General features: G+C 68.1%; 25 protein-coding genes and 2 riboswitches. Of the genes, 16 read left to right on the top strand and 9 right to left on the bottom strand.

Features of this window, described 5'->3' with window-relative positions; all coding sequences use genetic code 11:
* Positions 1-98 precede the first annotated feature (98 nt).
* The 8 genes from F572_RS0110530 (at position 99) to F572_RS0110495 (ending at position 9,820) form a co-directional block, all read left to right on the top strand.
* On the top strand, positions 99-1,019 hold the full coding sequence (locus tag F572_RS0110530) for a ZIP family metal transporter (protein WP_017941313.1): 921 nt from the start codon (positions 99-101) through the stop codon (positions 1,017-1,019).
* A gap of 269 nt (positions 1,020-1,288) precedes the next feature.
* Positions 1,289-1,390, top strand: a riboswitch (glycine riboswitch).
* 1 nt (position 1,391) lies between these two features.
* A riboswitch (glycine riboswitch) is annotated at positions 1,392-1,503 on the top strand.
* 120 nt (positions 1,504-1,623) lie between these two features.
* Positions 1,624-2,730 (top strand): glycine cleavage system aminomethyltransferase GcvT, encoded by a 1,107-nt coding sequence (gene gcvT, locus F572_RS0110525; RefSeq protein ID WP_017941312.1) that lies wholly within the window; start codon positions 1,624-1,626, stop codon positions 2,728-2,730.
* Positions 2,731-2,795: 65 nt separating this feature from the next.
* Positions 2,796-3,188, top strand: coding sequence for a glycine cleavage system protein GcvH (gene gcvH / locus F572_RS0110520; protein WP_017941311.1), 393 nt, complete (start codon positions 2,796-2,798; stop codon positions 3,186-3,188).
* Positions 3,189-3,272: 84 nt separating this feature from the next.
* Positions 3,273-4,625, top strand: coding sequence for an aminomethyl-transferring glycine dehydrogenase subunit GcvPA (gene gcvPA, locus F572_RS0110515; protein WP_017941310.1), 1,353 nt, complete (start codon positions 3,273-3,275; stop codon positions 4,623-4,625).
* A gap of 62 nt (positions 4,626-4,687) precedes the next feature.
* On the top strand, positions 4,688-5,215 hold the full coding sequence (gene tpx / locus F572_RS0110510) for a thiol peroxidase (RefSeq protein WP_017941309.1): 528 nt from the start codon (positions 4,688-4,690) through the stop codon (positions 5,213-5,215).
* Positions 5,216-5,295: 80 nt separating this feature from the next.
* The gene (gene gcvPB / locus F572_RS0110505; RefSeq protein ID WP_017941308.1) at positions 5,296-6,804 is read left to right on the top strand and encodes an aminomethyl-transferring glycine dehydrogenase subunit GcvPB; all 1,509 of its coding nucleotides are present in this window, start codon (positions 5,296-5,298) and stop codon (positions 6,802-6,804) included.
* Between the two features lie 244 nt (positions 6,805-7,048).
* Positions 7,049-9,421, top strand: coding sequence for a sensor domain-containing diguanylate cyclase (locus F572_RS0110500; RefSeq protein WP_017941307.1), 2,373 nt, complete (start codon positions 7,049-7,051; stop codon positions 9,419-9,421).
* Positions 9,422-9,460: 39 nt separating this feature from the next.
* Positions 9,461-9,820: a diacylglycerol kinase gene (locus F572_RS0110495; protein WP_017941306.1), complete on the top strand. Its 360-nt coding sequence runs from the start codon at positions 9,461-9,463 to the stop codon at positions 9,818-9,820.
* Between the two features lie 253 nt (positions 9,821-10,073).
* Here the strand turns inward: F572_RS0110495 and F572_RS0110490 are convergent, their stop codons facing one another.
* The gene (locus F572_RS0110490) at positions 10,074-11,192 is read right to left on the bottom strand and encodes a zinc ABC transporter substrate-binding protein ZnuA (RefSeq protein ID WP_017941305.1); all 1,119 of its coding nucleotides are present in this window, start codon (positions 11,190-11,192) and stop codon (positions 10,074-10,076) included.
* Between the two features lie 99 nt (positions 11,193-11,291).
* Between F572_RS0110490 and F572_RS0110485 the strand changes: the two genes are divergently transcribed.
* Both F572_RS0110485 and znuB read left to right on the top strand, forming a co-directional pair.
* Positions 11,292-12,071, top strand: coding sequence for an ATP-binding cassette domain-containing protein (locus tag F572_RS0110485; protein ID WP_026142947.1), 780 nt, complete (start codon positions 11,292-11,294; stop codon positions 12,069-12,071).
* Positions 12,068-12,889 carry a zinc ABC transporter permease subunit ZnuB gene (znuB, locus tag F572_RS0110480; protein ID WP_017941303.1) on the top strand — a complete coding sequence of 274 codons (822 nt, stop codon included), beginning with the start codon at positions 12,068-12,070 and terminating at the stop codon, positions 12,887-12,889. The genes F572_RS0110485 and znuB overlap by 4 nt, the downstream gene beginning before the upstream one ends.
* 257 nt (positions 12,890-13,146) lie before the next feature.
* Here znuB and F572_RS0110475 read toward each other — a convergent pair whose 3' ends face one another.
* From F572_RS0110475 to lgt, 3 genes are read right to left on the bottom strand one after another with little or no spacing between them, the layout of a single operon-like run.
* On the bottom strand, positions 13,147-13,641 hold the full coding sequence (locus F572_RS0110475) for a dihydrofolate reductase (protein ID WP_017941302.1): 495 nt from the start codon (positions 13,639-13,641) through the stop codon (positions 13,147-13,149).
* Positions 13,642-13,658: 17 nt separating this feature from the next.
* A complete protein-coding gene (locus F572_RS0110470) occupies positions 13,659-14,477 on the bottom strand; it encodes a thymidylate synthase (RefSeq protein WP_017941301.1) in 819 nt (272 codons plus the stop codon).
* A gap of 1 nt (position 14,478) precedes the next feature.
* A complete protein-coding gene (gene lgt / locus F572_RS0110465) occupies positions 14,479-15,294 on the bottom strand; it encodes a prolipoprotein diacylglyceryl transferase (protein WP_017941300.1) in 816 nt (271 codons plus the stop codon).
* Positions 15,295-15,395: 101 nt separating this feature from the next.
* On the opposite strand from lgt, the gene F572_RS0110460 reads away from it, so the two are divergent.
* From F572_RS0110460 to F572_RS0110435, 6 genes are all read left to right on the top strand, one after another.
* Positions 15,396-17,429 carry a thioredoxin domain-containing protein gene (locus F572_RS0110460; protein WP_017941299.1) on the top strand — a complete coding sequence of 678 codons (2,034 nt, stop codon included), beginning with the start codon at positions 15,396-15,398 and terminating at the stop codon, positions 17,427-17,429.
* A 158-nt stretch (positions 17,430-17,587) separates the two neighbouring features.
* A complete protein-coding gene (locus F572_RS0110455) occupies positions 17,588-18,001 on the top strand; it encodes a rhodanese-like domain-containing protein (protein ID WP_017941298.1) in 414 nt (137 codons plus the stop codon).
* Positions 18,002-18,180: 179 nt separating this feature from the next.
* Complete coding sequence (locus F572_RS0110450) at positions 18,181-18,996, top strand: GNAT family N-acetyltransferase (protein WP_017941297.1); 816 nt, start codon at positions 18,181-18,183, stop codon at positions 18,994-18,996.
* Positions 18,997-19,000: 4 nt separating this feature from the next.
* Positions 19,001-19,744: a 1-acyl-sn-glycerol-3-phosphate acyltransferase gene (locus F572_RS0110445; RefSeq protein WP_017941296.1), complete on the top strand. Its 744-nt coding sequence runs from the start codon at positions 19,001-19,003 to the stop codon at positions 19,742-19,744.
* Positions 19,745-19,767: 23 nt separating this feature from the next.
* The gene (locus F572_RS0110440; protein WP_017941295.1) at positions 19,768-21,003 is read left to right on the top strand and encodes a glycosyltransferase family 1 protein; all 1,236 of its coding nucleotides are present in this window, start codon (positions 19,768-19,770) and stop codon (positions 21,001-21,003) included.
* Positions 20,978-21,508, top strand: coding sequence for a phosphatase PAP2 family protein (locus F572_RS0110435; RefSeq protein WP_026142946.1), 531 nt, complete (start codon positions 20,978-20,980; stop codon positions 21,506-21,508). The genes F572_RS0110440 and F572_RS0110435 overlap by 26 nt, the downstream gene beginning before the upstream one ends.
* Positions 21,509-21,951: 443 nt before the next feature.
* Here the strand turns inward: F572_RS0110435 and F572_RS0110430 are convergent, their stop codons facing one another.
* The 5 genes from F572_RS0110430 to F572_RS0110410 form a co-directional block, all read right to left on the bottom strand.
* A complete protein-coding gene (locus tag F572_RS0110430; protein WP_017941293.1) occupies positions 21,952-22,281 on the bottom strand; it encodes a hypothetical protein in 330 nt (109 codons plus the stop codon).
* Between the two features lie 72 nt (positions 22,282-22,353).
* Complete coding sequence (locus F572_RS0110425) at positions 22,354-23,538, bottom strand: alanine--glyoxylate aminotransferase family protein (RefSeq protein WP_026142945.1); 1,185 nt, start codon at positions 23,536-23,538, stop codon at positions 22,354-22,356.
* Between the two features lie 64 nt (positions 23,539-23,602).
* Entirely contained in the window at positions 23,603-24,871 is a 1,269-nt protein-coding gene (gene glcF, locus F572_RS0110420) for a glycolate oxidase subunit GlcF (protein WP_017941291.1), read from the bottom strand.
* A 4-nt stretch (positions 24,872-24,875) separates the two neighbouring features.
* Positions 24,876-25,997 carry a glycolate oxidase subunit GlcE gene (glcE, locus tag F572_RS0110415; RefSeq protein ID WP_017941290.1) on the bottom strand — a complete coding sequence of 374 codons (1,122 nt, stop codon included), beginning with the start codon at positions 25,995-25,997 and terminating at the stop codon, positions 24,876-24,878.
* Between the two features lie 22 nt (positions 25,998-26,019).
* Positions 26,020-26,424, bottom strand: a complete 405-nt coding sequence (locus tag F572_RS0110410; RefSeq protein ID WP_017941289.1) for a DUF302 domain-containing protein — start codon at positions 26,422-26,424, stop codon at positions 26,020-26,022.
* Between the last annotated feature and the right edge of the window lie 5 nt (positions 26,425-26,429).

The following is a 26,429-nucleotide window of genomic DNA, read 5'->3' as shown; positions in this document are numbered from 1 at the left end:
TTGACGATAGGTTTTGTCGAACCTGGGCATAGGGCGCGTCTGTGGAACGCCGCCGTGGACCCTGTTTCAATACCGGTATCGACTCTCAAGGACGACGCATGACCGAATCCTCTTCCGCCGCTTCCGAACCGGAGCACGGCAAACCGGTACCCCGGATCTTCCTCGTGGGATCGCTGATCGCCCTGGCGGTCTTCATCTGGCTGGTCAGTCTTCTGTGGCCGATGCTGGAAGATCGCATCGCCGATCTGAGTACGCTGCAGATCGGGCTGCTGGCGAGCTTCGTCGCCGGGCTGATGACCGCGGTGGGAGCGATCCCGATCTTTTTCCTGCGCCGGATCAGTCAGTCGGTCGAGGATGCAATGATGGGCTTCGGCGCCGGCGTGATGCTGTCGGCCACGGCCTTCGAGCTGGTGCTGCCCTCGGTGGAGCAGGCGGAAGCGCAGTACGGCGGCGTGGGCATGGCCATTGTCGTGCTCGCGGTGGGTATCGGCCTGGGCGGTGGCGCGTTGCTGGCACTGCACAAGCTGGTGCCCCACGAGCATTTCTTTATCGGCCCGCAAAGCGGGGCGGACCCGCAAAAGATCCGCCGCGTCTGGCTGTTCATCTTCGCCATCGCCCTGCACAACTTGCCGGAAGGTCTGGCCGTGGGCGTGGGCTTCGGCGGCGATGACGTGAGCGACGGTATCGCCCTGGCCATCGGGATCGGGCTGCAGAATATGCCCGAGGGGCTGGTGGTCGCCATCGCCCTGCTGTCGCTGGGCTACAGCAAGTGGGCGGCATTCGGGGTGACGTTGCTGACGGGCCTGGTGCAGCCGATCGGCGGCCTGATCGGGGCCGGAGCGATCACGCTGATGGAGTTCCTGCTGCCCTGGGGGCTGGCGTTCGCGGCTGGAGCGATGCTGTTCGTGATCAGTCACGAGATCATCCCCGAGTCGCACCGCAAGGGGCACGAGGCGCAGGCCACGGTCGGCGTGCTGGTCGGTTTCGTCGTCCTGCTGGCGATCGACCTGGCGCTGTAGGGCATAGTCGCCACTGGCACCGTCATTGCGAGGAGCGCAGCGACGAAGCAACCTCCTTACGAAACCAGCGGATGCTGACGCTCTGCCAGCTTCCGGAGGTTGCCGCGTCGCCTTCGGCGCCTCGCAATGACGGTGCCCCGGTTGCGCGAAGGGGGCGCGGGTCGAGCGGTTGCTCCGGGCCGGAAAGTCGCCGCCGGGCGTCCGGGCTTTCGCTCCGGAGATATTTTGGTCTACAATTAGTTTCGTCTGCGGGTGCCCGACAATGCCCGCACACTGTTCTGGAAGAGATCTGCGATCGCAAGTCGATTGGCAGACGCCGAAGGCGCAACATCCGCCCGGAATCGCTCAGGCTACAGGACCGGAACGGTGCAGGAGACACACTCTGGAGAGCGGCCGGAAACGGCCCACCGAAGGGGGCGGTCACGCAGTCCGGCAACGGGCTGACGCGACGCAAACTCTCAGGTTTCAGGACAGAGGGGCGGCTGGCAGATTATCCCTGCTGGCCGCCCCTTTTTTTATGCCCGGCGCACGGCGCCCGGGCCTCGCGGTTCCACCGGCGGAAGCCGGCGAGCCGACCACGACACGCAAGCAAGGCGAGAATCACATGACGACGTTGAAGACAACTCCGCTCCATGCCGCGCATCAGCGCGCGGGGGCCAAGCTGGTCGATTTCGCCGGTTGGGAGATGCCGCTGCATTACGGCTCCCAGATGGAGGAGCACAAGCGGGTACGCGAATCCGCCGGCATGTTCGATGTCTCGCACATGCAGGTCGTGGATATCCACGGCCCGCAGGCGCAGGCGTTCCTGCGCTACCTGCTGGCCAACGACGTAGCCAAGCTGAAGACCGAAGGCCGCGCGCTGTACAGCTGCATGCTGAACGAGGCCGGCGGGGTGATCGATGACCTGATCATCTACTGGACCGGGGGTGCCAGTTACCGCGCGGTGGTCAATGCCGCGACCGCCGAGGGCGATATCGCCCACATGCAAAAGGTGGCGAAGGATTTCGACGTGAACGTCGAGCCGCGCCCGGAGTTCGCGCTGATCGCGATCCAGGGCCCGCAGGCGGTGGAGAAGACCCTGCCGCTGCTGCCGGATGACCTGCGTAGTGCCGGGGATCTCAAGCCGTTCTCCGCGGTCTGGAATGACACATGGTTTGTCGCCCGCACCGGCTATACCGGGGAGGACGGCTTCGAGGTGATGCTGCCGGCGGAACAGGCCGACGGCTTCTGGGAGAAGCTGAAGGCCGCCGGCGTGCACCCCATCGGTCTCGGCGCGCGCGACACCCTGCGTCTGGAGGCCGGGATGAATCTCTACGGCACGGACATGGACGACCAGACCAATCCGCTGACCGCCAACCTCGGCTGGACGATCGCGCTGAAGGATGTCGAGCGCGACTTCATCGGCCGCGCGCCGATCGAGCAGTCGAAGGCCGAGGGCGTGAAGGAACGCATGGTCGGGCTGGTGCTGGACGGTCGCGGGGTGCTGCGTGGCGGCACCCGCATCGAGACCGAGGCCGGTGACGGCGTGGTCACCTCCGGCAGTTTCTCGCCCAGCCTCGGGGTGTCGGTCGCGTTCGCGCGGATCCCGGCCGGGGTCGAGGCCGAGCAGCTGCACGCGGACATCCGCGGACGCAAGCTGCCGGTGCGTGTGGTCAAGCCGGTGTTCGTCCGCAATGGCGAGCCGCAGATCGAGCTGCCGAGCGCCGGATAGTGCACATTTCCAGTGCGCAGTGACTACACTGCGGCTGCGGGTTCAATCGAGATAAGGAAGACGTCATGAGCGAAGCACCGAAGGATCTGAAGTACACCAAGAGCCACGAGTGGGTACGCAGCGAGGCCGATGGCAGCGTGACCGTGGGCATCACCGATCACGCACAGGAACTGCTGGGCGATCTGGTGTTCGTCGAGGCCCCGGAAGCGGGCAGCAGCATCGAGGCCGGCACGGCCTGTGCCACCGTGGAATCGGTCAAGGCCGCCTCGGATATCTATGCGCCGATCTCCGGCGAGGTGACCGAGGTCAACGAGGAGCTGGCGGACAGCCCCGAGAAGGTCAACGAGTCGCCCTTCGAGGACGGCTGGCTGTTCAAGGTGCAGCCCTCGGATGCCGGCGAGCTGGACGCCCTGATGGACGCGGATGCCTATGCCGCGCACGTCGAGGCCGAATCCTGAGCGTAGCCGCGCATTACCGGTCCCGGCCGCGTCCGGCCGGGACCCAACCGAAGTTCGCCGCAATCGGCGAAAGCGAGACCTGACATGCCGTTTATCCCGCATACCGAAGAAGACATCCGCGCCATGCTCGACAGCATCGGTGCCGATTCCGTCGAGGACCTGTTCGACGAGATCCCCGCCGATCTGCGCTCGCCGCCGCTCACGGGGATCCCCGAGGGCGAGAACGAGATGGGCATCACCCGCCTGATGCAGGAGCGGGCCGCGAAGGACGGCATGCCATCCAATTTCATCGGGGCCGGTGCCTACGAGCACCATATCCCGGCCGCCGTGTGGCAGATCGCCACCCGCGGCGAGTTCTACAGCGCCTACACGCCGTACCAGGCGGAGGCCAGCCAGGGCACGCTGCAGCTAATCTACGAATACCAGACGATGATCAGTCGCCTGACCGGGATGGAGGTATCCAACGCCTCCCTGTATGACGGCGCCTCCGCGCTTGCCGAGGCTGTGCTGATGGCGGTGCGCGTGAATCGCCGTTCCAAGGCCAAGCGCGTGCTGTTGCCGGGCGCGCTGCATCCGGACTACCGCAAGGTGGTGAAGACGCTGATCGGCAACCAGGGCATCGAGCTGGTGGAGCTGCCGTTCGACGAGACCACCGGACAGACCCCGATGGACGCCCTGGCGCCGCACGCCGACGAGGACGTCACCGCCATGGTGATCAGTCAGCCGAACTTCTTCGGCATCCTCGAAGACGTGGACGCCCTGACGGGCTGGGCCGAGGAGCGCGGCATCCCGGTGATCGCCGTGGTGAACCCGGTCTCGCTGGCGCTGCTGAAGCCGCCGGGCGAATGGGGCACCAGCGGCGTCGACATCGTGGTCGGCGAGGGCCAGCCGCTGGGGGCGCCGCTGTCCTCCGGGGGGCCGTACTTCGGCTTCATGACCACGCTGAAGAAGCATATCCGGCAGATGCCGGGGCGCATCGTCGGCCGTGCCGAGGACGCCGACGGCAAGCCCGGCTTCGTGCTGACCCTGCAGGCGCGCGAGCAGCATATCCGCCGCTCCAAGGCGACCTCGAATATCTGCACCAACCAGGGTCTGGTGGTGACCGCCGCGACCATCCACATGTCCATGCTGGGTGACGAGGGCCTGACCCGCGTGGCCGAGGCCTGCTACGCCAACACCCATGCGCTGGTGGAGAAACTCGCCGCCAAGGGCATCAAGCCGCGCTTTACCGGCGAGTACTTCCACGAAGTCGCGCTGGACTTCGGCGGCGATGCCGCGAGCCGCGTGCAGGCGATGGCCGACGCGGGTGTGCTGGCGGGCTTCGAACTGGGCCGCGACTACGCCCAGCTGGACGGCTGCGTGCTGGTCTGCGCCACCGAGACCAAGACCGAATCCGACCTCGAGCAGTACGTGACCACCTGGGAGCAGGCCGCCTGAGACGGCCCGCCACCCTCGGTCAACGACACCACGCGCCATACACACCAAGCCGGGAGGCAACCATGGCCGAAATCAAGCTGCAAGGTAATCCGATCAACACCAACGGCGACCTGCCACACGTGGGCTCGCCGGCCCCGGACTTCAAGCTGACCAACAAGGATCTGCAGGACGTCTCGCTGGGCGACTTCGGCGACAAGCGCAAGCTGATCTCCATCGTGCCCAGCCTGGATACCCCGGTCTGTGCCGACTCCACCAAGAAGTTCAACGAGATGGTCGCCAGCCGTCCGGATCTCGAGATCCTGATCGTCTCCGCCGACCTGCCGTTCGCGATGAGCCGCTTTTGCGCCGCCGAGAACCTGGAGCGCGTGACCGTGCTGTCGATGATGCGCGATCGTAACTTCGCCAAGGACTACGGCGTGCTCATCCAGGACGGTCCGCTGGCCGGGATCACCGCCCGCGGCGTAGTCGTGCTGGATACCGACAACCTGGTGATGCACGCCGAGCTGGTCTCCGAAATCGGCGACGAGCCGGACTACGATGCCGCGTTCGCGGCCCTGGATGACCGGGCCAACCTGAGCCCGACCCAGTAACCGGCCGGACAAACTCCGCGCCGCCGGCGGCCGAGCCCAGCCCGGTCGCCGTCACCCGAATACGCAAGCGAGAAACCGCTATGAGCACCACAGACGCCCATCTGATCTTCGAACGTTCCCGTGCCGGTCGCTCGGCCGTGGCCCAGGCGCCGCGCGACCATGCCGCGACCCGTATCCCCGCGAACCTGCAGCGCAAGTCCGCGCCGGGTCTGCCGGCCGCCTCGGAACTGGACGTGGTGCGGCACTACACGCGATTGTCGCAGAAGAACTTCTCCATCGATACCGAGTTCTATCCGCTGGGCTCGTGCACGATGAAATACAACCCGCGCGCCTGTAACAGCCTGGCGATGCTGCCCGGGTTCCTGAATCGGCATCCGCATGCCCCGGCCAGCCACAGCCAGGGCTTCCTGCAGACCATGTTCGAGCTGCAGGAGATGCTGAAGGAAGTGACCGGCATGAAGGCCGTGTCGCTGGCGCCGATGGCGGGTGCCCAGGGCGAGTACACCGGCGTGGCCATGATCCGCGCCTACCACGACGCCCGCGGCGATACCGAGCGCCGCGAGATCATTGTCCCGGACGCCGCGCACGGCACCAACCCGGCCACCGCGATCATGTGCGGCTACGAGGTGCGCGAGATCCCCACCGACGAGACCGGCGACGTGAATATCGAGGCCCTGAAGGCCGCGGTGGGCCCGCAGACGGCCGGGATCATGCTGACCAATCCGTCCACCGTGGGCGTGTTCGAGCGGCGGATCTCCGAGATCGCGAAGATCGTCCATGACGCCGGCGGCCTGCTGTACTACGACGGCGCGAACCTGAACGCGATCCTTGGCAAGGTGCGCCCGGGGGACATGGGCTTCGACGTGATCCACATGAACCTGCACAAGACCTTCTCCACGCCGCATGGCGGGGGTGGTCCGGGTTCCGGTGCCGTGGGCGTCTCCGAGCGCCTGCTGCCGTTCATGCCGATCCCGCACGTGATCGAAGCGGAGCAGGGCGGTTACCGTTTTGCCGAGGAGTCCGACCGCCCGCAGAGCATCGGCCGCCTGTCCGCGTTTGCCGGTAATGCCGGCGTGCTGCTGCGCGCCTATGTGTACATGCGCATGCTGGGCCGCGAGGGCATGGTGCGGGTCTCCGAGTTTTCTACCCTGAACGCCAACTACCTGGCCCGGGAACTGGCCGCGGCCGGTTTCGATCTGGCCTATCCCAAGCGCCGCGCCACCCACGAGTTCATCGTCACGCTGAAGAAGCAGGCGAAGGAACGCGGCCTGACCGCGGGCGACGTCGCCAAGCGCCTGCTGGACCACGGTTACCACGCGCCGACGACGTACTTCCCGCTGCTGGTGCCGGAGTGCCTGCTGGTGGAGCCGACCGAGACCGAATCGAAGGAGACGCTGGACGGCTTCGTCGAGGCGATGGCCTGCATCCTGGCCGAGTCGGAGAACGACATGGAGACCATCAAGGCCGCCCCGCACACGCTGCCCAATCGACGTTTCAACGAGGTGGCCGCGGCCAAGGCGCTGGATGTGGTGTTCCAGCCCACCGACGAGGGGGGCGAAAGCGCGCCCCGGACCGGTACTCACGGCTAGGGTCGGATCCACCCCGGGCGCTTCGGCGCCCTGCTCGAGACGCCCCCGCTCGCCGGGGGCGTTCTCGTTTTGCACGGCAGTAATCGCGATTTTGTAGGGTCAAGCAGAAACCAGACTCGGCATCTGGTAGTTTCTGGATTCAGTCTACTCAAGCACTGTCAGGCCCGAGGGCAGCCGGCACCGCGAGCGTGTGTCGATCAAGTCTCCGCCAAGAGAGACCAAGACGGGCAAGGAATGCAATCCAATGAGCGAGATTTGTGGCATCCACGGCTATGCGGCGCTGTTCGAACATGCGCCGGTGGGGCTGGCCGAGATGGATACCGAGGGGCGCATCCTGCGCGCCAATCTCCGCCTTGGGGCCCTGCTGGCTTTTGATCCGGCGGATCTGGCCGGTGCCACGCTGGAAGCGCACGTCTGCCCGGACGACCGCGAGCGGGTGGAGGCTCATCGCCATGCCCTGCTGAATGGCGGGTGCGGCAACGGCAAGGTCGAGGCTCGGCTGCTGGATGCCACCGACCAGGCCCAGTGGGTGGAGTTGACGACCAGCCGCATCCCGGCCACCGAGGACAGCCCCGAGGCGCTGCTCGTGGTGGTCAACGATATCGGCACGCGCAAGGCGGCCGAGCAGCGCACCGAGACCCTCCTGCGGGCCAGCCCGGCGGTGATCTACACCATGGATCCGTCGGATCTGGGCACCATGACCTGGCTCAGCCGCAACGTGCAGACGGTGACCGGCTGGAGTCCGGAGCAGATCACGCGCGAGCCGGACTGGCTCCTCACCCATCTCGCCCCCGAGGACTATCGGCGCTGCGCAAGCCAGATCAAACGCTGGTTGGCGGAAGGCGCCCGCGGATTCTGTCGCCTGAACTATCGCCAGCGCATGCCCGGCGGACACTGGCAGTGGCTGGAGGACCAGGTCACCGCGATCCGGGACGATCAGGGGGCGGTGGTCGAGCTGATCGGCGCCTTCCAGGACGTGGGCGCCCGGGTGGAAACCGAGCGTCACCTCGAGAAGATCGCGCAGAACCTGCCGGGGGTGATCTATCAGTACCGTCAGTCCCCGGACGGGCATGCGACGTTCCCGTATGCCAGCGAGGGGATCGTGGATGTCTACGGGGTCACGCCCGAGGCAGTGATGCGGGACGCCCGTTGCGTCTTTGAGGTGGTCCATCCGGAGGACTTGGACCGCGTGACGGTGAGCATCGAGGCGTCCATGCGCTGTCTGACCCCCTGGCGCCAGCGCTACCGAGTGCACCATCCCGACCGCGGTGAAATCTGGCTGGAAGGGCACTCCAGCCCCGAGGCCCTGGACGACGGCAGTGTGCTCTGGAATGGCGTGATCCTGGATATCACCGAGCAGGTGCGGGCCGAGGAGGCGCTCCATCAGCGTGAGCGCGAGCTGGCCGAGGCCCAGCGCATTGCCCATATCGGCAACTGGGTGTCGGACTTCGTGCGCAACGAGATTCGCTGGTCCGACGAGGTCTTCCGGATCTTCGGCCTGCGGCGGGGCCAGTGGGGCGGGACGCACGAGGCCTTCATGCAGTCCGTCCATCCCGACGATCGTGACCGCATCCAGGCCGAGGTGGATGCGGCGATGGCCGGGGAGGGAACGCTCGATACCATCCATCGCGTGTTGCGCCCCGGCGGCGAGGAACGCGTGGTGCACGAGCGCGGCTACGTCGAATTCGCCGAGGACGGCCGGGCCTTGCGCATGATCGGGACGGTGCAGGACATCACCGAGCGTCACCAGCTGGAGCGCGAGCAGCGCCTGCTGGCGGCGACCTTCGACAGCAGTCAGGCGATCTTCATCACCGACGTCGAGGGGACGATCCAGCGTGTCAACGCCACCTTCACCGAGCTGACCGGCTTCACCGAGGCCGATGCGCTGGGCCGGAACCCCCGGATCATGAACTCCGGCCGCCAGGACCGCAGCTTCTACGAGGAGATGTTCCGAGCCGTGCGCGAGCAGGGGCACTGGTCGGGCGAGGTATGGAACCGGCGCAAGGACGGCCGCGTCTTCCCGCTGCACGAGATCGTCACCGCGATCCGGGATGCCACCGGGGCGATCGAGTATTACGTCGCCATGTTTCACGATATCTCGCGGCAGAAGGAGCTGGAGGCGGCGCTGGAACACCAGGCCTTCTACGATCCGCTGACCGATGCGGCCAATCGCGGCCACTTCGAGGCCCTGCTGGAACAGGAGGCCCGGCGCGCCGATCGCTACGCCGATCCCTGTTCGCTGGTGATGCTCGATCTGGACCACTTCAAGCGGATCAACGACAGTTACGGCCATGACGTCGGTGACGAGGTCCTGCGGCGGGTTGTGGCGGTGGCGAGCGACCGGCTGCGTCAGTCGGATGTGCTGGGCCGCTGGGGTGGCGAGGAGTTCATGGTCCTGCTCCCGAGTACCCGTGCCGAGGCGGCCTGCCGCCTGGCGGAGGATCTGCGGCGGCAGGTCGCGGCGCTGGAGCTGTCGCATGTGGGGCATGTGACCATCAGCCTCGGGGTGGCCGAGTGTCACCGCGGCGAGGCCATCAAGGACTGGATCAAACGCGCGGACGACGCGATGTATGCCGCCAAGCGGCACGGTCGCGATCGTGTGGAAGTGCAGCGGTGAACATGCGTTCTGGAACGGCGCGCGTCTCGGGAAGGTTCTGTGGCGCATAGCGGGCGCCGCGGTCTGGCCCGGGTGTGGCACGCATTCGGCTATTCCTGGCGCGGGCTGCGCGACGCGTACCGACACGAGGCCGCGTTTCGCCAGGAGCTGGTGCTGGTGGCGGTGTTGCTGCCGCTGGGTATCTGGCTGGGTGACAGCGGCGTGGAACGGGCCCTTCTGGCGGGGAGCGTGCTGCTGATCCTGGTCGTGGAGCTGTTGAATTCCGCGGTGGAGGCGGCGATCGACCGCTTCGGCGATGAGCATCACCCGCTGTCGGCCCGCGCCAAGGACATGGCCTCGGCCGCGGTGCTGGCGAGTTTCCTGCTGGCGGCTATGGTCTGGGGACTGATCCTGCTCTGACCGCCGTGGTTCATCCGTGCCGAAGCGAGGCGCAGAGCCGGGACCTCCGGTGCCGGGGCTACCCATGGGTGGCAGATCCCCGCTAACCGCTGCGCAGTGTCCGGGATGACGGCATGGGGTGGGCGGTGCCCGGGATGATGGGAATGAGGCGGGGTTCTCCCCGTTGGCGATACAGGGCCGTCCGTGGCCCGTATGGCGGGGAGGAAGCCCGGCGGCGTTGGTCCCGCGCCGGTGCGCGGGGCATGCAGGCCCGTCAGGAGTCGATGGAGCTCATGCAGTCCGTGAAGCCGGCGGCCATGCCCCGCATCAGCTGGAACCAGGCATCGGGACCGGGTTCGAGGTTCGCGCCGATCGGGTCCAGAACGCCGAGGCGGCTGCCAGTGCCTTCGGCTACGGTCTCCGCCAGCGCCGGGCGGAACTGCGGTTCGGTGAACAGGCAGGTGACATCGCCCTCGGCCAGACGCGTGCGCAGTTCGGACAGGCGGCGTGCCCCGGGCATGCGCGACGGGTCGACGCTGATGGAACCGGCCGCATTCAGGCCGTAGTGCCGTTCGAAGTACTGGTAGGCGTCGTGGAACACCATGAAGCGCTGGTCGCGCACCGGGGCCAGTTGTTCCGCGATGTCGGCATCCAGGTCGGCGATGCGCTGGAGCAGTTGCTCCTGGTTCTCCCGGATCGTTGCGGCCTGGTCCGGGGCGTGTTCCGCGAGGCGGTCGGCCAGCTGTTCGACAATCGCGCGAGCCACCGCCGGCGACAGCCACAGGTGGCTGTCGACATCGCCATGCGCATGCCCGTGGTCGTCGTCATGCGCGCCACGCCCGTGATCGTCCGATCGGTGAGCACCGTGGTCGTGCGTGCCATGATCGTGTCCGTGATGATCGTCGCCGTGAGCGTGCGCGTCCTGGGCATGATGGTCATGTCCGTGATCGCCGTGACGGTGATCGTCATGCTCAGGACCGTCATGATCGCCGTGGTCATGGTGGCCTTCCCAGACGCCACCGCTGCGACCCTCCAGCAGGGGCAGATCCAGATCGTGCATCAGGCTGATGACGGTCGCGCGGTCGGAGGCCCCGTGCAGAGACCGTTCCAGGAAGCCTTCCAGTTCCGGGCCCACCCAGATGACGATGTCCGCCTGTTGCAGGCGGCGCGCCTCGGAGGGCCGCATGGCGTAGCCGTGGGGCGAGGCGCTGGCCGGTACCAGGAGTTCGACCTGGTGGGTGTCGCCGGCCAGCGCGGACACGAGGCTGTGGACCGGTAGAATCGAGGCGACGATACGCGAGTTCTCCGCCTGGACCGGTGCAGCCAGTGCCACCAGCGCGGCCAGAGCCAGCAGCAGGGCGGGGAAGGTCGGACGGCGTGCAGCGGAACGCATGGGCGGATTCTCCATTGGGTCTAATTAACGTTATAGTATACCAATATGATGCGAAAAACCCCCTCCCTGCCGGCCGAACCCGATTCCGATGCCGTCCCGTTGCTGTCGGCCCGGGATGTGTCGCTGGAACGCGCCGGACGGGTGATCCTGGATCACGTCTCGGTCCAGGTGCGGCCGGCCGAGGTGACCGTGGTCATCGGTCCCAACGGGGCGGGCAAGACCTCGTTGTTGCGGGTCCTGCTGGGGCTGTGGAAGCCGGGGCAGGGCCGGGTACAGCGCCGGCGCGGTCTGCGCATCGGCTACATGCCGCAGCGGCTGCAGATCGAGCCGGTGCTGCCGCTGTCGGTGCGGCGCTTTCTGACGCTGCGCCAGCGGGCGCCGGAGGGTGTCCTTCTAGAACGCCTGGAGCGGGTCGGTGTGCCGCATCTTCTGCACAAGCCGGTGCAGTCGCTCTCCGGCGGCGAGATGCAGCGAGTCCTGCTGGCGCGCGCCCTGCTCAATCGACCGAACCTGCTGGTCCTGGACGAGCCTGCCCAGGGCGTGGATATCGTCGGCCAGGGCGAGGTGTTCAAGCTGATCGATGATATCCGCCACGAGACCGGCTGCGGGGTGCTGATGGTGTCGCACGACCTGCACCTGGTGATGGCCGGAGCCGACGCGGTGATCTGCCTGAACCAGCATGTCTGCTGTACCGGACGCCCGGAGGAGGTGTCACGGCATCCCGAGTACCAGCGTCTGTTCCCGGAGACGGACATGCAGGGGATCGGCGTCTACCGGCACGATCACGACCACGTGCACGATGTGGCCGGGGAGGTGCATGAACATCACGCCGGCTGTGCCCATGGCCACCGGCCCGGTCCCGGGGGCGATTCGCGATGATGGGTGGCCTGCTCGACGATTTCCTGATGCGTGCCCTGCTGGCGGGGCTGATGGTGGCCGCCGTCGCGGGGCCGCTGGGGGCCTTCGTGGTCTGGCGGCGCATGGCGTACTTCGGCGATACCGTGTCGCATTCCGCGCTACTGGGCGTGGCGCTCGGCGTCTTGCTCGGACTGAACCTGAACCTGATGGTCACGCTGGTGTGCGTGGCGATCGCGATCCTGCTGGTCCTGCTGCAGCGGCGCCAGGAACTGGCGTCGGACACCCTGCTCGGGATCCTGGCGCACAGCGCGCTGTCGTTGGGGATCGTCGCGGTGACGTTCATCGAGGGGCTGCGGGTGGACCTGATGGCCTACCTGTTCGGTGACATCCTCGCGGTGGGCACTGGGGACCTGCTGTCCATCGCCATTGGCGGGGGCGTGGCCCTGCTGTTGCTGATCCTGCTGTGGCGCCCGCTGCTGGCGCTGACGGTGCACGAGGAGCTCGCCCAGGTGGAGGGTGTGCCGGTGCTGCTGGTGCGGCTGGGCCTGATGCTGCTGATCGCGCTGGTGATCGCGGCGGCGATGCAGGTGGTCGGCGTGCTGCTGATCACGGCGCTGATGATCATCCCCGCGGCCAGTGCGCGGCGCTTCGCGGCCACCCCCGAGCAGATGGCGATCCTCGCCGGCATCATCGGCATGCTGGCCGTGGGGGCCGGGCTGTGGGGTTCCTTCCAGTACGACACGCCGACCGGCCCGACCATCGTGGTCGCCGCGATGCTCGGCTTCATCCTGGTCCACCTGCTGCCCGGCCGCCTGATCCCCCACTTCGGCGGCCGCTGAAACCCCTGTATTCACCACGAAGCGCACGAAGGCACGAAGAAAACCCAGGTCAAGAGCATTCACAGGAAGACGAGAAGACGCGAAGAATGATCTGAATGGGGGGCGAATCGGCGGGCACAGACCCGCACCGCAGGCACAGATCCATTTCAGAATACTTCCATACTTCCTTTCTTCCTGTTCAGGCTCTTTGGTTTTGACCTTGGCTTTCTTCGTGCCTTCGTGTGCTTCGTGGTGAATAAAAGGGCGCCGCCCAGCGGTCAGCGGCGGCGTTCGAGGCGTTCGAAGGTGAAGGGGCAGGCGTGGCGGTCGTCGGCCTCGTGGTGTTCGTACCAGACGACGTCCCAGTCGGCGGGGTCGAGGGCGGGGAAGAAGGTGTCCCCGGCGTGGCACTCGTGCACGCGTGTCAGGTGCAGCACGTCGGCGCGCGGCAGGGCCTCCTCGAACAGGCCGGCGCCGCCGATCACGAAGGCCGGGCCGGCGTCGATGGTCGCTAGGGCCGCGTCCAGGTCGCGGTAGACCTCGACTCCCTCCGCCTGCCAGTCCGGCTGGCGGGTCAGCACCAGGTTGCGACGCCCGGGCAATGGCCGGCCGATGGATTCGAAGGTGCGTCGACCCATGATCATTGGGTGGCCGTCGGTGACCCGCTTGAAGTGCTGCAGGTCCTTCGGCAGGCGCCAGGGCAGGTCGTTGTCGCGCCCGATCACGTGATCCGGATCGAGCGCGACCATCAGATGAATCTCGGGCTGGGGCATGCGGACTCCGGAAACGCTCAGATGGCGATGGGGGCCTTGATCGGGGGGTGCGACTGGTAGTCGCGCACCTCGATGTCGTCGAAGGTGAAGGCGAACAGGTCGGTGATGTCCGGGTTCAGGTGCAGGGTGGGCAACGGCAGCGGCTCCCGCCCGAGCAGTTCTTCGACCTGCTCCTGGTGGTTGCGGTAGAGGTGGGCGTCGCCGAAGGTATGGACGAACTCGCCGGGCTTCAGGCCCACCACCTGCGCGAGCATGTGGGTCAGCAGGGCGTAGCTGGCGATGTTGAACGGCACCCCGAGAAAGACATCCGCGCTGCGCTGGTAGAGCTGGCAGGATAGCCGGCCCTCGGCCACGTAGAACTGGAACAGGGTGTGGCAGGGCGCCAGGGCCATGCGCCCGGCCTCCGCGTTGGCCTGCGGCGATACGGATTCGTCCGGCAGGTCGGCCACGTTCCAGGCGCTGATGATGTGGCGCCGGGAGTGGGGGCGGTTCTTCAGGTTGTCGATCAGTTCGGCAAGCTGGTCGTGGCCGGCCCAGTTGCGCCACTGCGCGCCGTAGACGGGGCCCAGGTCGCCGGCCGCGGTGGCCCACTCGTCCCAGATGCGGACCTTGTGCTCGCGCAGGTAGCCGACATTGGTATCGCCGGCGATGAACCACAGCAGTTCGTGGATCACCGAGCGCAGGTGGGTGCGCTTGGTGGTAACCAGCGGGAAGCCGTCGGCCAGGTCGAAGCGCATCTGGTAGCCGAAGACCGAGCGTGTGCCGGTGCCGGTGCGGTCCGGTCGATCCGTGCCGTGGTCGCGGATGTACCGGACCAGGTCCAGGTATTGCTGCATCTCAGGAGGCCTCCGGGGCCGGACGGGGTGCGGGCAGGGGGTTGCGCCGTGACCAGACGATCAGGGCAACCCCGAACAGGATCACCGGCAGGCTGAGGGCCTGGCCCATGGTGAGCCAGTCGAAGGCGAGGTAGCCGATGTGTGCATCCGGCACGCGAACGAACTCGACCGCGAACCGGAAGCTGCCGTAGAGCGTCAGGAACAGCCCGGAGATCAGTCCGGTACGCCGCGGCTGGCGCGAGACGACCCACAGCACCACGAACAGCACCAGCCCTTCGAGGAAGGCTTGGTACAGCTGCGACGGATGACGGGGGATGTAGTCCGCCGCCGGGAAGACCATCGCCCAGGGCAGGTCGGTTGGCTTGCCCCACAGCTCGCCGTTGATCCAGTTGCCGATGCGCCCGGCCCCGAGACCGATCGGGATCAGCGGGGCGATGAAGTCGGTCAGGCGAAAGAACGGCTGGCCGATCTTGCGGGCGTACAGCCAGCAGGTGACCAGTACCCCGGCGAGTCCGCCGTGGAAGGCCATGCCGCCCTCCCAGATGCGGAACAGGCTCAGCGGGTCGGCCAGCGTGGTGTCCAGGTTGTAGAACAGGGCATACCCGAGGCGCCCGCCGATTACGACGCCGATCACGCCCCAGAACAGCAGGTCGCCCACCTGCCACGGGTGCAGGGGGTCCCAGTCGCGGGTACGCGTGCGCCAGACGCCGAGTGCCCAGAAGGCGATGAAGCCGACCAGGTACATCAGGCCATACCAGTACAGGGTCAGCGGGCCGATGGACAGCGCGACCGGGTCGATAAACGGGTGTGTGGGCATGGGCGCTTGCGGATGAAAAACCGGCTGCACATGCTACCCGGCCTGACCCTGGCATGCACCTGCATGCGGGCAGCCGGATCCACTTTCCAGGAGGTCGCGCGATGAATCGACTGGCCGGGGCCAGCAGCCCTTATCTGTTGCAGCACGCCGACAACCCCGTGGACTGGTACCCCTGGGGCGAGGAGGCGCTGGAACGCGCCCGCCGCGAGGGCAAGCCGATCCTGCTCTCGATCGGCTACTCCGCCTGCCACTGGTGCCATGTGATGGCGCACGAGTCCTTCGAGGACCCGGACACCGCCGCGGTGATGAACGAGCGCTTCGTCAACATCAAGGTGGATCGCGAGGAGCGTCCCGACCTTGACCGCATCTACCAGAATGCGCACATGTTGCTGTCGCAGCGCCCCGGTGGCTGGCCATTGACGGTCTTCCTGACGCCGGACCAGGTGCCGTTCTTTGCCGGGACGTATTTCCCGAGCACCCCGCGCCACGGCCTGCCGTCGTTCGTGGATCTGATGACACGGGTGGCCGACTTCCTCGCCGAGCACCCCGACGAGATCCAGCGCCAGAACGAATCGCTGCAGCAGGCGCTGGGCCGGATCTACCGCCCCGCGGGTGCTGCGGTTCCCGCGCTCAGTGTCATCGACAAGGGGCGCGCGGAACTGGCGCAGACCTTCGACGGTCAGTTCGGTGGCTTCGGGGATGCCCCCAAGTTCCCCCACCCGGCCTCGCTCGAGTGGCTGGCCTGGCACGCGGCCCGTCATGGCGATGGCGAGGCCGAACGCATGCTGGGGCGCACCCTGGACGCGATGGCCTCGGGCGGCATCTTCGATCAGGTGGGGGGCGGCTTCTGCCGCTATTCGGTGGATGCCCGCTGGATGATCCCGCACTTCGAGAAGATGCTCTACGACAACGGTCCCCTGTTGGGGCTCTACGCCGAGCGCGCGGCCAACGGCGATACCCGGGCCCGACGGGTCGTGGAGCAGACGGTGGCCTGGTTGGAGCGCGAAATGCGGGATGCATCCGGGGCCTTCTACTCGAGCCTGGACGCGGACTCCGAGGGCGAGGAGGGACGCTTCTATGTCTGGGACCCGGAGACGGTCCAGGCGCTCCTGACGGAGGACGAGTGGGCCGTCGCCAGCCGGGTCTGGGGACTGAACGGCCCGGCCAATTTCGAGGGGCGCTGGCATCTGCACGAGGTGGCACCAGCGGCGACCGTCGCGGATGCGCTGGGGATCGACGAGGCGGAGGCGAACACGCGCCTGGACCGGGCCCGCGAACGCCTGCTCGCGGCACGCCAGGACCGGGTGCGACCGCATCGCGACGAGAAGATCCTGGGCGCCTGGAATGCCCTGATGATCTCGGGCCTGGCGCGTGCCGCGCGCGCCCTGGAGCGCCCGGAATGGTTGCGCCTGGCACGCGAGGCGATGACCGCCGTGCGCGAGCGTCTGTGGCGCGACGGCCGCTTGTACGCCAGCGTGCGCGAGGGGGCGACCGGCGCGATGCCGCGCGCCTATCTGGACGATCACGCCCTGTTGCTGGAGGCCACGCTGACGCTGCTGGAGGCCGAGTGGGACAGCGAGTTGCTGGCCTGGGCCACCACGCTAGCCGACACCCTGTTGGCGGAGTTCGAGGATTCCGGGCACGGCGGTTTCTTCTTCACCGCCCGCGACCACGAGGCCTTGATCCAGCGGCCGAAGGTCTATGCGGACGATGCCATGGCCAACGGCAACGGTGTCGCGGCGCAGGCCTTGCAGAAGCTGGGGTTCCTGCTGGCCGAGCCACGGTACCTCGAGGCGGCCGAGCGCACCCTCGCCAACGCCGGACCGATGATCGAGCAGGCCCCGGTGGGACACATGAGCCTGCTGATGGCGCTGGACATCCACTACCAGCCGCCGGCCCTGGTCGTGCTGCGCGGGACGGCCGCTGACCTGCCCGACTGGCAGCAGCGCCTGCGGGCGCAGGATGTCCCGGTCTGGGCCTTCGCGATTCCCGCACAGTCCGGAAACCTGCCGGACGCGCTGGCGGAGAAGGCGGCCCCGGAGACGGGCGTGCGCGCCTATCTCTGTCGCGGCCTGCAATGCGAAGCGCCCGTGACCGATCCCGCTGCGCTGGAAGGCGCACTTGCACCGGGTTGAATCACCCGGTCGCGCACCCACGGTAGAATAGAGAAGTCCGGTGTGTAGGAGCCTGCTTGCAGGCGAATGCCCCTGCCAGAGTCGGATGCGGGCAGGGGCATTCGCCTGCAAGCAGGCTCTACAAAGACATCCAGATCATTGCAAAAGGGAATGTTCGAATGAGCGAGAAGAAACTGATGGATTTCGTCGCCGAGGCGCGGCAGAACGTGAAGGAGATCGCCCCGGCGGATCTCGCCGAGAAGATGGAGAACGGCGAGGACTGGCTGGTGGTCGATGTGCGCGAGCCCTACGAGTTCGAAAAGATGCACGCGCCGAAGTCCATCCTCGTCCCGCGCGGCCTGCTGGAAGGCGCGGCCGATCCCAACACCCCGCACCGCATCGACGCCCTGGTGAATGCGCGCGAGAAGCCGGTGGCCGTGATGTGCGCGACCGGCGGCCGTGCCGCGATGTCCGTGCAGCGGCTGCAGGACATGGGCTTTACCAACGTGGTGAACATTGCCGGCGGCATCAAGGGCTGGGAAGCCGAGGACCTGCCGGTGGAATCCGGCGCCTACGACGGCCCGCTGCCGTAGGACTCGCGCCCCAACAGCCGTAATCCCTGCGGGGTTCGGGCCGCCGTGGCCCGCACCCCGCAGGGTATTGTTGCCGGCCATTGGTACGGCAACGGATTCACGCGGCTGTCATCGTTCCTACACGGGGTGGTCAACCACGCGGCGTAGTCTCCGGGACAGTTCAACCGGAGGTCGCCACCATGACCGCACCGCTTCGCTCCCCGTCCGCATTGCCCGCGGATGCCGAAACTGCCTACCAGGTTCATCTGGCCTCCAGTCCCGGCGACCTGGAAGCGGCCCAGCGCCTGCGCCACGAGGTCTTCGCCGGCGAGATGGGTGCGGCACTTCCGGATACCGCCTCGGGCCTGGATCGCGATCCCCTGGACCCGTACTGCCATCACCTGCTGGTGCGCGAACGGCGTTCCGGCTGTGTGGTGGCCTGCACGCGCATCCTGACGGAGGAGAGCGCGAGCACCGCCGGCGGCTTCTATTCATTGTCGGAGTTCGAGCTGGGCCCGCTGATGAACCTGCCCGGCCGGACCCTGGAAGTCGGTCGTACCTGCGTGCGCGCCGACCATCGCCAGGGCGCTGCGATCAACGCGCTGTGGACCGGTCTGGCGCGCTTCATGAACGCCCATCGCTTCGACTATCTGATGGGCTGTGCGAGCCTGCCGCTGACCGACAAGACGCCGGCCCAGCTGGCCTGGCTGCGCATGTTCCACCGGGCCCCGTCGCGCCTGCGGGTCACGCCGCGCCGGCCGCTCCCGAATGCCCTGACCATCTGCCACGGGACGCCCAGTCGCAGCGGCATGCCGCCGCTGCTGAAGGCCTACCTGCGCCTGGGGGCCCGGGTCTGCGGCGAGGCCTGTTTCGATCCCGACTTCAACGTGGCGGACGTGCTCGTCCTGCTGGATGTGCGCGCCATGCCGGACCGTTACCATCGGCACTTCCTGGGCGCCGCGGCGCCCGCAAGCCGAGGAACGGAGCATGACCGGAACACTGCGGGCCCTGGGTAGACTGATGCGCATCGTGCTGCACATGCTGGCAGGGGTCTGGCTGACCTGGCGGATGGCCCGTCGCGAAGCCGGTTTCGAGGAGCGCAGTCGCGTCCGCCGGGCCTGGTATGACCGCGCCCTGTGGATTGCGGGTGTGCGTTTCCGGGTCCACGGCGAGCCACCCCGGCAGCCCTCGCTGGTGGTGGCGAATCACGTCTCCTGGCTGGACATCCCGCTGATCGGGGCGGCGGTGGATCCGTGCTTCCTGTCCAAGGCGGAGATCGCGCGCTGGCCAATCATCGGCTGGCTGGCGCGTCAGCACGACACCCGTTTCATCGAGCGCGGCGCGCACCAGGCCTCCGCCCACGTAGAAGCCATGCAGGCCGGCCTGGAAGAGGGGCGTCACTTCGTGGTGTTCCCTGAGGGCACGACCAGCCGCGGCGAGTTCGTGCGCCGCTTTCATCCGCGACTGTTCGCGGCCGTGACCGGCACCCGCCACCCGGTGCAGCCGGTGGCGCTGGCCTACGAACGCCTGCCCGACGGCCCGGTGCCTGTCTCCTATGCCGATCGCGACCGCCTGATCCCCAATGTCTGGCAGTTGCTGTGCCGCCGCGAGACGCACGTGGATCTGCACTTCCTGGCGCCGCTGGAAACCCTGGACCAGGAGCGGCGTGCCCTCGCGGACGGGTCTCGCAGCGCCATCGTCGAGGTCCTCGGCCTGCCGGTCGATCCGCCATCGGGCCGCGCAACCGCCCGCGCTTCTGCATAGCGACGGGCGGAGAGGGATTCATCATGTCGCCCCGGTCCGGCACCGAATCCCGCCGCCCGCCCCGAATTTCGCTTCACCTGGCCCTGGTCACCGAGACCTGGCCGCCGGAGGTCAATGGCGTCGCCCATACCCTCGCGCGCCTGGTCGAAGGGATGCGCGATCGCGGTCATCGCGTGCAGGTGTTCCGTCCCCGGCAGCCGGGCGAGGCCTTGGCGCTGCGTGACGATCCGGATGCCCGCGATCCCGGGGACCGGCTGCTGCCCGGCCTGCCGATCCCGGGTTACAGCGGCCTGCGCATGGGGCTCCCCGCCCGCCGTCGCCTGCAGGGCCTGTGGACGGAAAACCGGCCGGACGCGGTGTACATCGCCACCGAAGGCCCCCTGGGCCACTCGGCCCTGGGCGCGGCGCGGCGTCTCGGGATCCCGGTGATCGCGGGGTTTCACACCCACTTTGATGGCTATGCGCGCTACTACGGCGTCGGCTGGTTGACGCCCGCAGTGCGGTCGATTCTCCGGCGCTTTCACAACCGCTGCGACGTGACGCTGGCCCCGACGCAGGCGCTGGCGGCCACGCTCGCGGCGCAAGGCTTCGAACGGGTACGGGTCATGGCGCGGGGCGTCGATACCCGGCGCTTCACCCCGGCGCGACGCTCGTCGCGCCTGCGCCGCCAGTGGGGCGCCGGAACCGCCACACCGGTGGTGCTGTACGTGGGCCGGCTGGCACCGGAGAAGAACCTCGCGCTGGTCATCGAAGCCTTTCGCGCGCTACAGCCGCAGTTGCCGGAGGCGCGCCTGGTCCTGGTTGGGGACGGTCCTTCGCGGGCCGCACTGGAACGGGCGCATACGGACGTGATCTTTACCGGGCAGCAGGTGGGGCAGGCCCTGGCCCAGCACTACGCCAGCGCTGACCTGTTCCTGTTCCCGTCGACCTCCGAGACCTTCGGCAACGTGGTGATCGAGGCCATGGCCAGCGGGCTTCCGGTGCTGGCCTTCGACACCGCTGCGGCGCACGAGCACGTGACGACCGCGGTGAGTGGGGTGCGGGTGCCCCTTACGGGCGAAGCGAGCGTGGATGCGGCCGCGTTTGCCGGAGCGGCTGCCGCGCTCGCGCAGGATTCGGAGGCCTGGGGCGAGATGGGGCGAAATGCCCGGGCGCATGCCCGCGGGCTCGACTGGGTCGAGGTGGTGGCCGGGTTCGAGGCGCATTGTCTGGGAACCCTGAAGGAGGCGCGTGATGCGAGTCCTGCAATGGATGGATGAGCTGGAGCTGGCGGTCTGCCGGCAGTTCAACCACTACAATCGGCGCCGTGCCGTGAGCGGCTTCTTCGGGGCGGTGAGCCGGCTCGGGGACGGGGTGGCCTGGTATGTCCTGATGCTGGCGCTGCCGTTGTTGCACGGCCCGCAGGCGGTATGGGTCAGCCTGCAGATGGCGGTGGTCGGTCTGCTGTCGTTGCCGGTGTACAAGTGGCTGAAGCGGCGCACCAGCCGGCGGCGTCCCTGCCATCGCGACCGTCCGTTCGCACGCACGGTGGACCCGCTGGACGAGTTCAGCTTCCCGTCCGGCCACACCATGCACGCGGTGGGATTCACCGTAGTCCTGGTGGCCTGGCTCCCGGTCTGGGCCTGGCTGGTGGTGCCGTTTGCGACGCTGGTAGCCGCCTCGCGGCTGGTGCTGGCGTTGCACTATCCCAGTGACATCGCCATGGGCGCGCTGATCGGGGCCTCGATGGCGGGTGCGGTGCTCTGGGTCGCGGGGCTGTTCTAGGGAAACACTGATTCATGCACGCGCTCGCGCTCGATCGCTTTTGCGTGCGAACAAGGCGCGGCGACTGCCGTGCAGTCATTCTGCACAAAGGACCCGCAACGCCGTGCGCGCGCAAAAGCGGCCGAGCCCCTTCGTTCATTAAGTTGTGGGGTTGGTACCCCAGGTTCCCCGATCCTGCGTTGCACCGCTTGCGGGTAGAACCACTACCCGCTGCACGGCGCGCCTTGTCTCGGAAAACCTGGCGTGCCAACGCGAGCGTGTGCATTAATCAGTGTTTCCCTAGCCCTTCCGGAAGGCTCGCCCGGCCCGTCATCCCGGCTGCAGCGAAGCGCGGAGCCGGGAGCTTCCGCGTCCACAATTCTCCTCCGCCTTGGTCTGTTCCGGCGTCGGAGATCCCGGATAACCGCTGCGCGGTTTCCGGGATGATGGCAGGGCAGGTGGGGTCAGCCGCGCGAGGCGAGGGCCTCCTCGTTGTAGGCGGCGTCGATCGTGACGATGGTCTTCTCCACCAGGCGGAAGCCCTCCACCGGGGCGTCATCCCCCATGTATTTCAGGCGCGTCGGGCCGATGGACTTGACCGCCTCGGCGCGCTCCAGGGTGGTGTCCGGGCTGTCGGCGCCGGCCCCGTCCATCAGCGCGACGACGACCTCGGCCGCGATGGGGTTGCGGTGTTCGCCGCTACGCGCCTTTTCCAGCGACGCGGCGGGGTCGCCGTCCAGGAACACGCCGTCCATGTGTTCATCCAGATACTGCAGCAGTTCACTCAGCGTCATCGTGCGCCTCCCGTTGGGTCTCGCGGGGCCGCCCGCGTGCACGGACGCGGTGGCCCCTGGTGGTATGTGGATTCAGCCCTGCTGCGCGTAGGCGGCCCGGGCGGCGGGCATGGCGCGACCCGGGGTGACGGCCCCCATGTCGGCCAGCACGGCCTCCAGCGCGGACAGGCACAACAGCACGTTCTTCTCGTTGGCGCCGTAGCCCATCAGGCCGATGCGCCAGACCTTGCCGGCGTACGGGCCGAGTCCGGCGCCGATCTCCAGGCCGTAGCGGTTCAGCAGTTCGCTGCGTACCGCGGCCTCGTCCACGCCCTCGGGCACGTGGATGGTGTTCAGCTGCGGCAGGCGATGCTCGGCATCGACCAGGAAGCTCAGACCCATGGCCTCGAGGCCGGCGCGCAGGGCATCGTGATGACGATCGTGGCGCGACCAGCTGTTCTCCAGGCCTTCCTCGGCGAGGATCACCAGCGATTCATGCAGGGCATACAGGGCGTTGATCGGCGCGGTGTGGTGGTAGGCGCGCTTGCCGCCGCCACCCCAGTAGCCCATGACCAGGTTCAGGTCGAGGAACCAGCTCTGGACCTTGTGGCTGCGCGCCTGGATGCGTTCCACCGCGCGCTCGCTGAAGCTGACCGGCGACAGGCCGGGGGTGCAGGAGAGGCACTTCTGCGAGCCGGAGTAGATCGCGTCCACGCCCCAGTCGTCCACGTACAGCGGGCTGCCGGCGAGGCCGGTGACCGAGTCGACGATGCTCAGGCAGTCATGCTCGCGGGCCAGGCGGCACAGGGTCTCGACATCCGAGCGCGCCCCGGTGGAGGTCTCGGCGTGCACAAAGGCCAGGATCTTCGCATCCGGGTTGCCCTTCAGCGCGTCCTCGACCTTCTGCGGGGAGACCGGGGCGCCCCAGTCGTCCTCGACCACCACGGCGGTGCCGCCGCAGCGCTCGACGTTCTCCTTCATGCGGGTACCGAACACGCCGTTGATGCAGACGATGACCTTGTCGCCCGGCTCGACCAGGTTCACGAAGCAGGTCTCCATGCCGGCGGACCCGGGGGCGGAGACCGGCAGGGTCAGGGCGTTGCTGGTCTGGAAGGCGTACTGCAGCAGGCCCTTCATCTCCTCCATCATGCCGACGAACACCGGGTCCAGGTGGCCGATAATCGGGCGGCTCATCGCGCTCAGCACGCGCGGGTTCACGTCGGAGGGGCCGGGGCCCATCAGGGTGCGCTGTGGGGGGAGAAAGGATTTTGCCTGCATGGATGCGTCTACCGGATTGGAAAAGGGGGAATCTAGATCGCGGGCCGGGCGCGGGCAAGCGCCCCTACGCACCGGCGGGAGTTGCGGGGCAATGGCGCTCGAGCAGTGTGAGCCAGTGCTCGACCGGGGTGTCCGTGCCGCTTTGCAGATGGGTCTGGCAGCCGATGTTGGCGGTGACGATGCGCGCGGGGCCGCCGGCCTCGAGGTTGTCCAGCTTGCGCTGGCGCAAGCGCCCGGCCATTTCGGGCTGCAGGATCGAGTAGGTACCGGCGGAGCCGCAGCACAGGTGCGGCTCGATGACCGGCACCAGATCGAAGCCGGCAGCCTGCAGCAGGGGTTCCACGCGCCCCGCCAGGCCTTGGCCGTGTTGCAGGGTGCAGGGAGCGTGCCAGGCCACGGGTGGGTGGTCGGCCGACGCGCGGATCCCGAGTTCGCGGATGCTGTCGGCGTCGAACAGTTCCACCGGGTCGCGAACCCGAGCCGCCAGCCGGGCCGCGCGGTCGGCGTAGGCCGGGTCGTCGGCCAGAAGGTACCCGTAGTCGCGCAGCAGCACGCCACAGCCGCTCGCGGTGCTGACGACCGCGTCCACGCCGCGGTCCAGGGTCGGTTCCCAGGCGTCGAGGTTGGCGCGGACTCGGGCGCGGGTGCGTTCCTCGAAGGCTAGATGGTGTTCCACGGCCCCGCAGCACCGGGCCTCTCCTGCTTCGACGACCTCAACGCCGAGACGTGCCAGCAGGCGGCGCAGGGCGGCGTTGATACGGGCGTCGATGGCGTCATGGACACAGCCGCTCAGCAGCAGGACCCGGCCATGCTCGAAGCCGGATGCTGCGGCGGGCGCGGACGAACGGGCCGTATCTTCCTTGGTGGCGTGAGCGCGCGGCACGCGCCGCTTGAGCCCGGCCGGAAGGACCGGGCGGGCAAGGCGTCCCAGGCCCAGGGCCAGACGGAATGGCCAGCCTGCCGGCAGGGCGCGCACCAGCAGGCCGCGCAGCAGCCGCTCGCGCCAGGGGCGGTCGAGGTCCCGTTCAACGACCTCGCGGCCCACCGCCACCAGGTGGTTGTAGTCCACGCCGGAAGGGCAGGTGGTCATGCAGTTGAGGCAGGTCAGGCAGCGGTCCAGGTGGGTGCGGGTGGTGGCATTGGCCTCGCCGCTCTCCAGGACCTCCTTGATCTGGTAGATGCGTCCACGCGGACCGTCCAGCTCGTCGCCCTGTTCCTGGTAGGTCGGGCAGGTGGCGTTGCAGAAGCCACAGTGCACGCAGGCGCGGAGCGCATCCTCGGCGATACGGGCCGCCGGGTCGTTCTCGAAGCGGGGGTGCAGGCGGGTTTGCATGGTCTCAGCTCGGGTTCCGGGTCGGCTGGGCGGTACGCGGATGGGGAGCGATCAGCGGGGCGAAGAACACCCCGTCCGGGTCCAGGGCTGCACGGACCTCGCCTTCCAGGCGTGCGTGGGCCGCTGGCCGTGGATGCAGCCAGGACGCGCCGGCCGGATCGCCGAACCACAGCCGGGCGTGACCGCCCGCGTCTTCGACCGCCGCGCGAACGGCTTCGGGGCGGGCGGTGGAACGCAGCCAGCGTTCGCCGCCGCCCCAGTTGAGCAGCCACTCGCCGGGCAGGTCCAGGGGCGGGGTCGCCGGTGGCAGGCTCAGGCGCCACAGGCGTTCGTCGCCGCTTGTCGTTCGGGTCAGGAAAGGCATGTGGCGGTCTCGCAGCTGTGACCAGAAGGCCGGGCCGTCGATGTCCGCCTCCGCGCCGAGTCGCTCGGCGGCCTCCTGTACAGCCTCCTGGCCGCCCCCCAGGCGGATGTGGCTGACGCCATCGGCCCAGGCCAGGCCCGAGAACGGCAAGGCGGTGCGGCCCCAGTCGCGGGCCTGCTCGATGAAGGCGGTGGCGGTCGCCTCGCGGCGCAGCCAGGCCTGGTAGGCGGGGGCGGGCAGCAGCTTGAAACTGATCTCCAGCAGCAGGCCCAGGCTGCCGAGGCTGCCGGCCATCAGGCGCGAGACATCGAAGCCGGCGACGTTCTTCATGACCTCGCCGCCGAAACGCAGGATCTCGCCGCGCCCGTTGACGATCCGGGTGCCGAGCACGGCATCACGCAGGCTGGCGGTCCACGGGCGCCGGGCGCCGGACAGGCCCAGAGCCACCATGCCGCCGACGGTGCTGGACGGTGTGGGCATGGCCGGTTCGAAGGGGAGCATCATGCCAACCTCCTCCAGCGCGGCCTGCAGTTCCATGACCGGGGTTCCGGCGCGCACCGTCACCACCAACTCGCTGGGGGCCAGATTGACGATCCCCTGGTGGCCGCTGGCCTCCAGCGGCCGGACGTCCGGCTCGAACCCCGCGGGGAACGCGAGCGCGCGCTGGCTCCCGCCACCGGCAATGGCCAGGCGGTGCCCGGCGGCGCTGGCCGAGCGGATGCGCTCGGCCAGCATGGCGGACTGGTCGGTTCCGGTCTCCATCGGGGGCTTGCGGAAGCGGGCGCTAGCCCGTCTCCAGGGCCAGGCGCACACGCTCCAGACGGTGGCGCACATCGGTGGCCAGGTCCTCGACGCCGGGCTTGTCGACCAGGCCCATCACCGCGACCGGGTCCATGAAGCCGACGGTGCAGGAGCCGTTTCCGTTGTCCTGAACCAGCACGTTGCACGGCAGCAGCAGGCCGATGTTGGGATCGGCCTCGATCGCCTGCCGGGCGAGGTTCGGGTTGCAGGCACCAAGGATGCGGTAGGGGCGATGATCCAGGTCCAGTTTCTTCTTGAAGGCGCCGGCGACGTCGATGTCGCTGAGAATGCCGAAGCCTTCCTCACCGAGGGCCGCCGTGGTGCGCTCGATCACGCTGGTGATGTCGCCCCGGACGATGACGTTGAATCCGTACTTGGGTTGTTCCATGGCGG

Source organism: Thioalkalivibrio sp. ALE14, assembly GCF_000376845.1.
In the GTDB taxonomy this organism is placed as follows: domain Bacteria; phylum Pseudomonadota; class Gammaproteobacteria; order Ectothiorhodospirales; family Ectothiorhodospiraceae; genus Thioalkalivibrio.
This window is presented reverse-complemented; position numbering and strand designations above follow the sequence as displayed.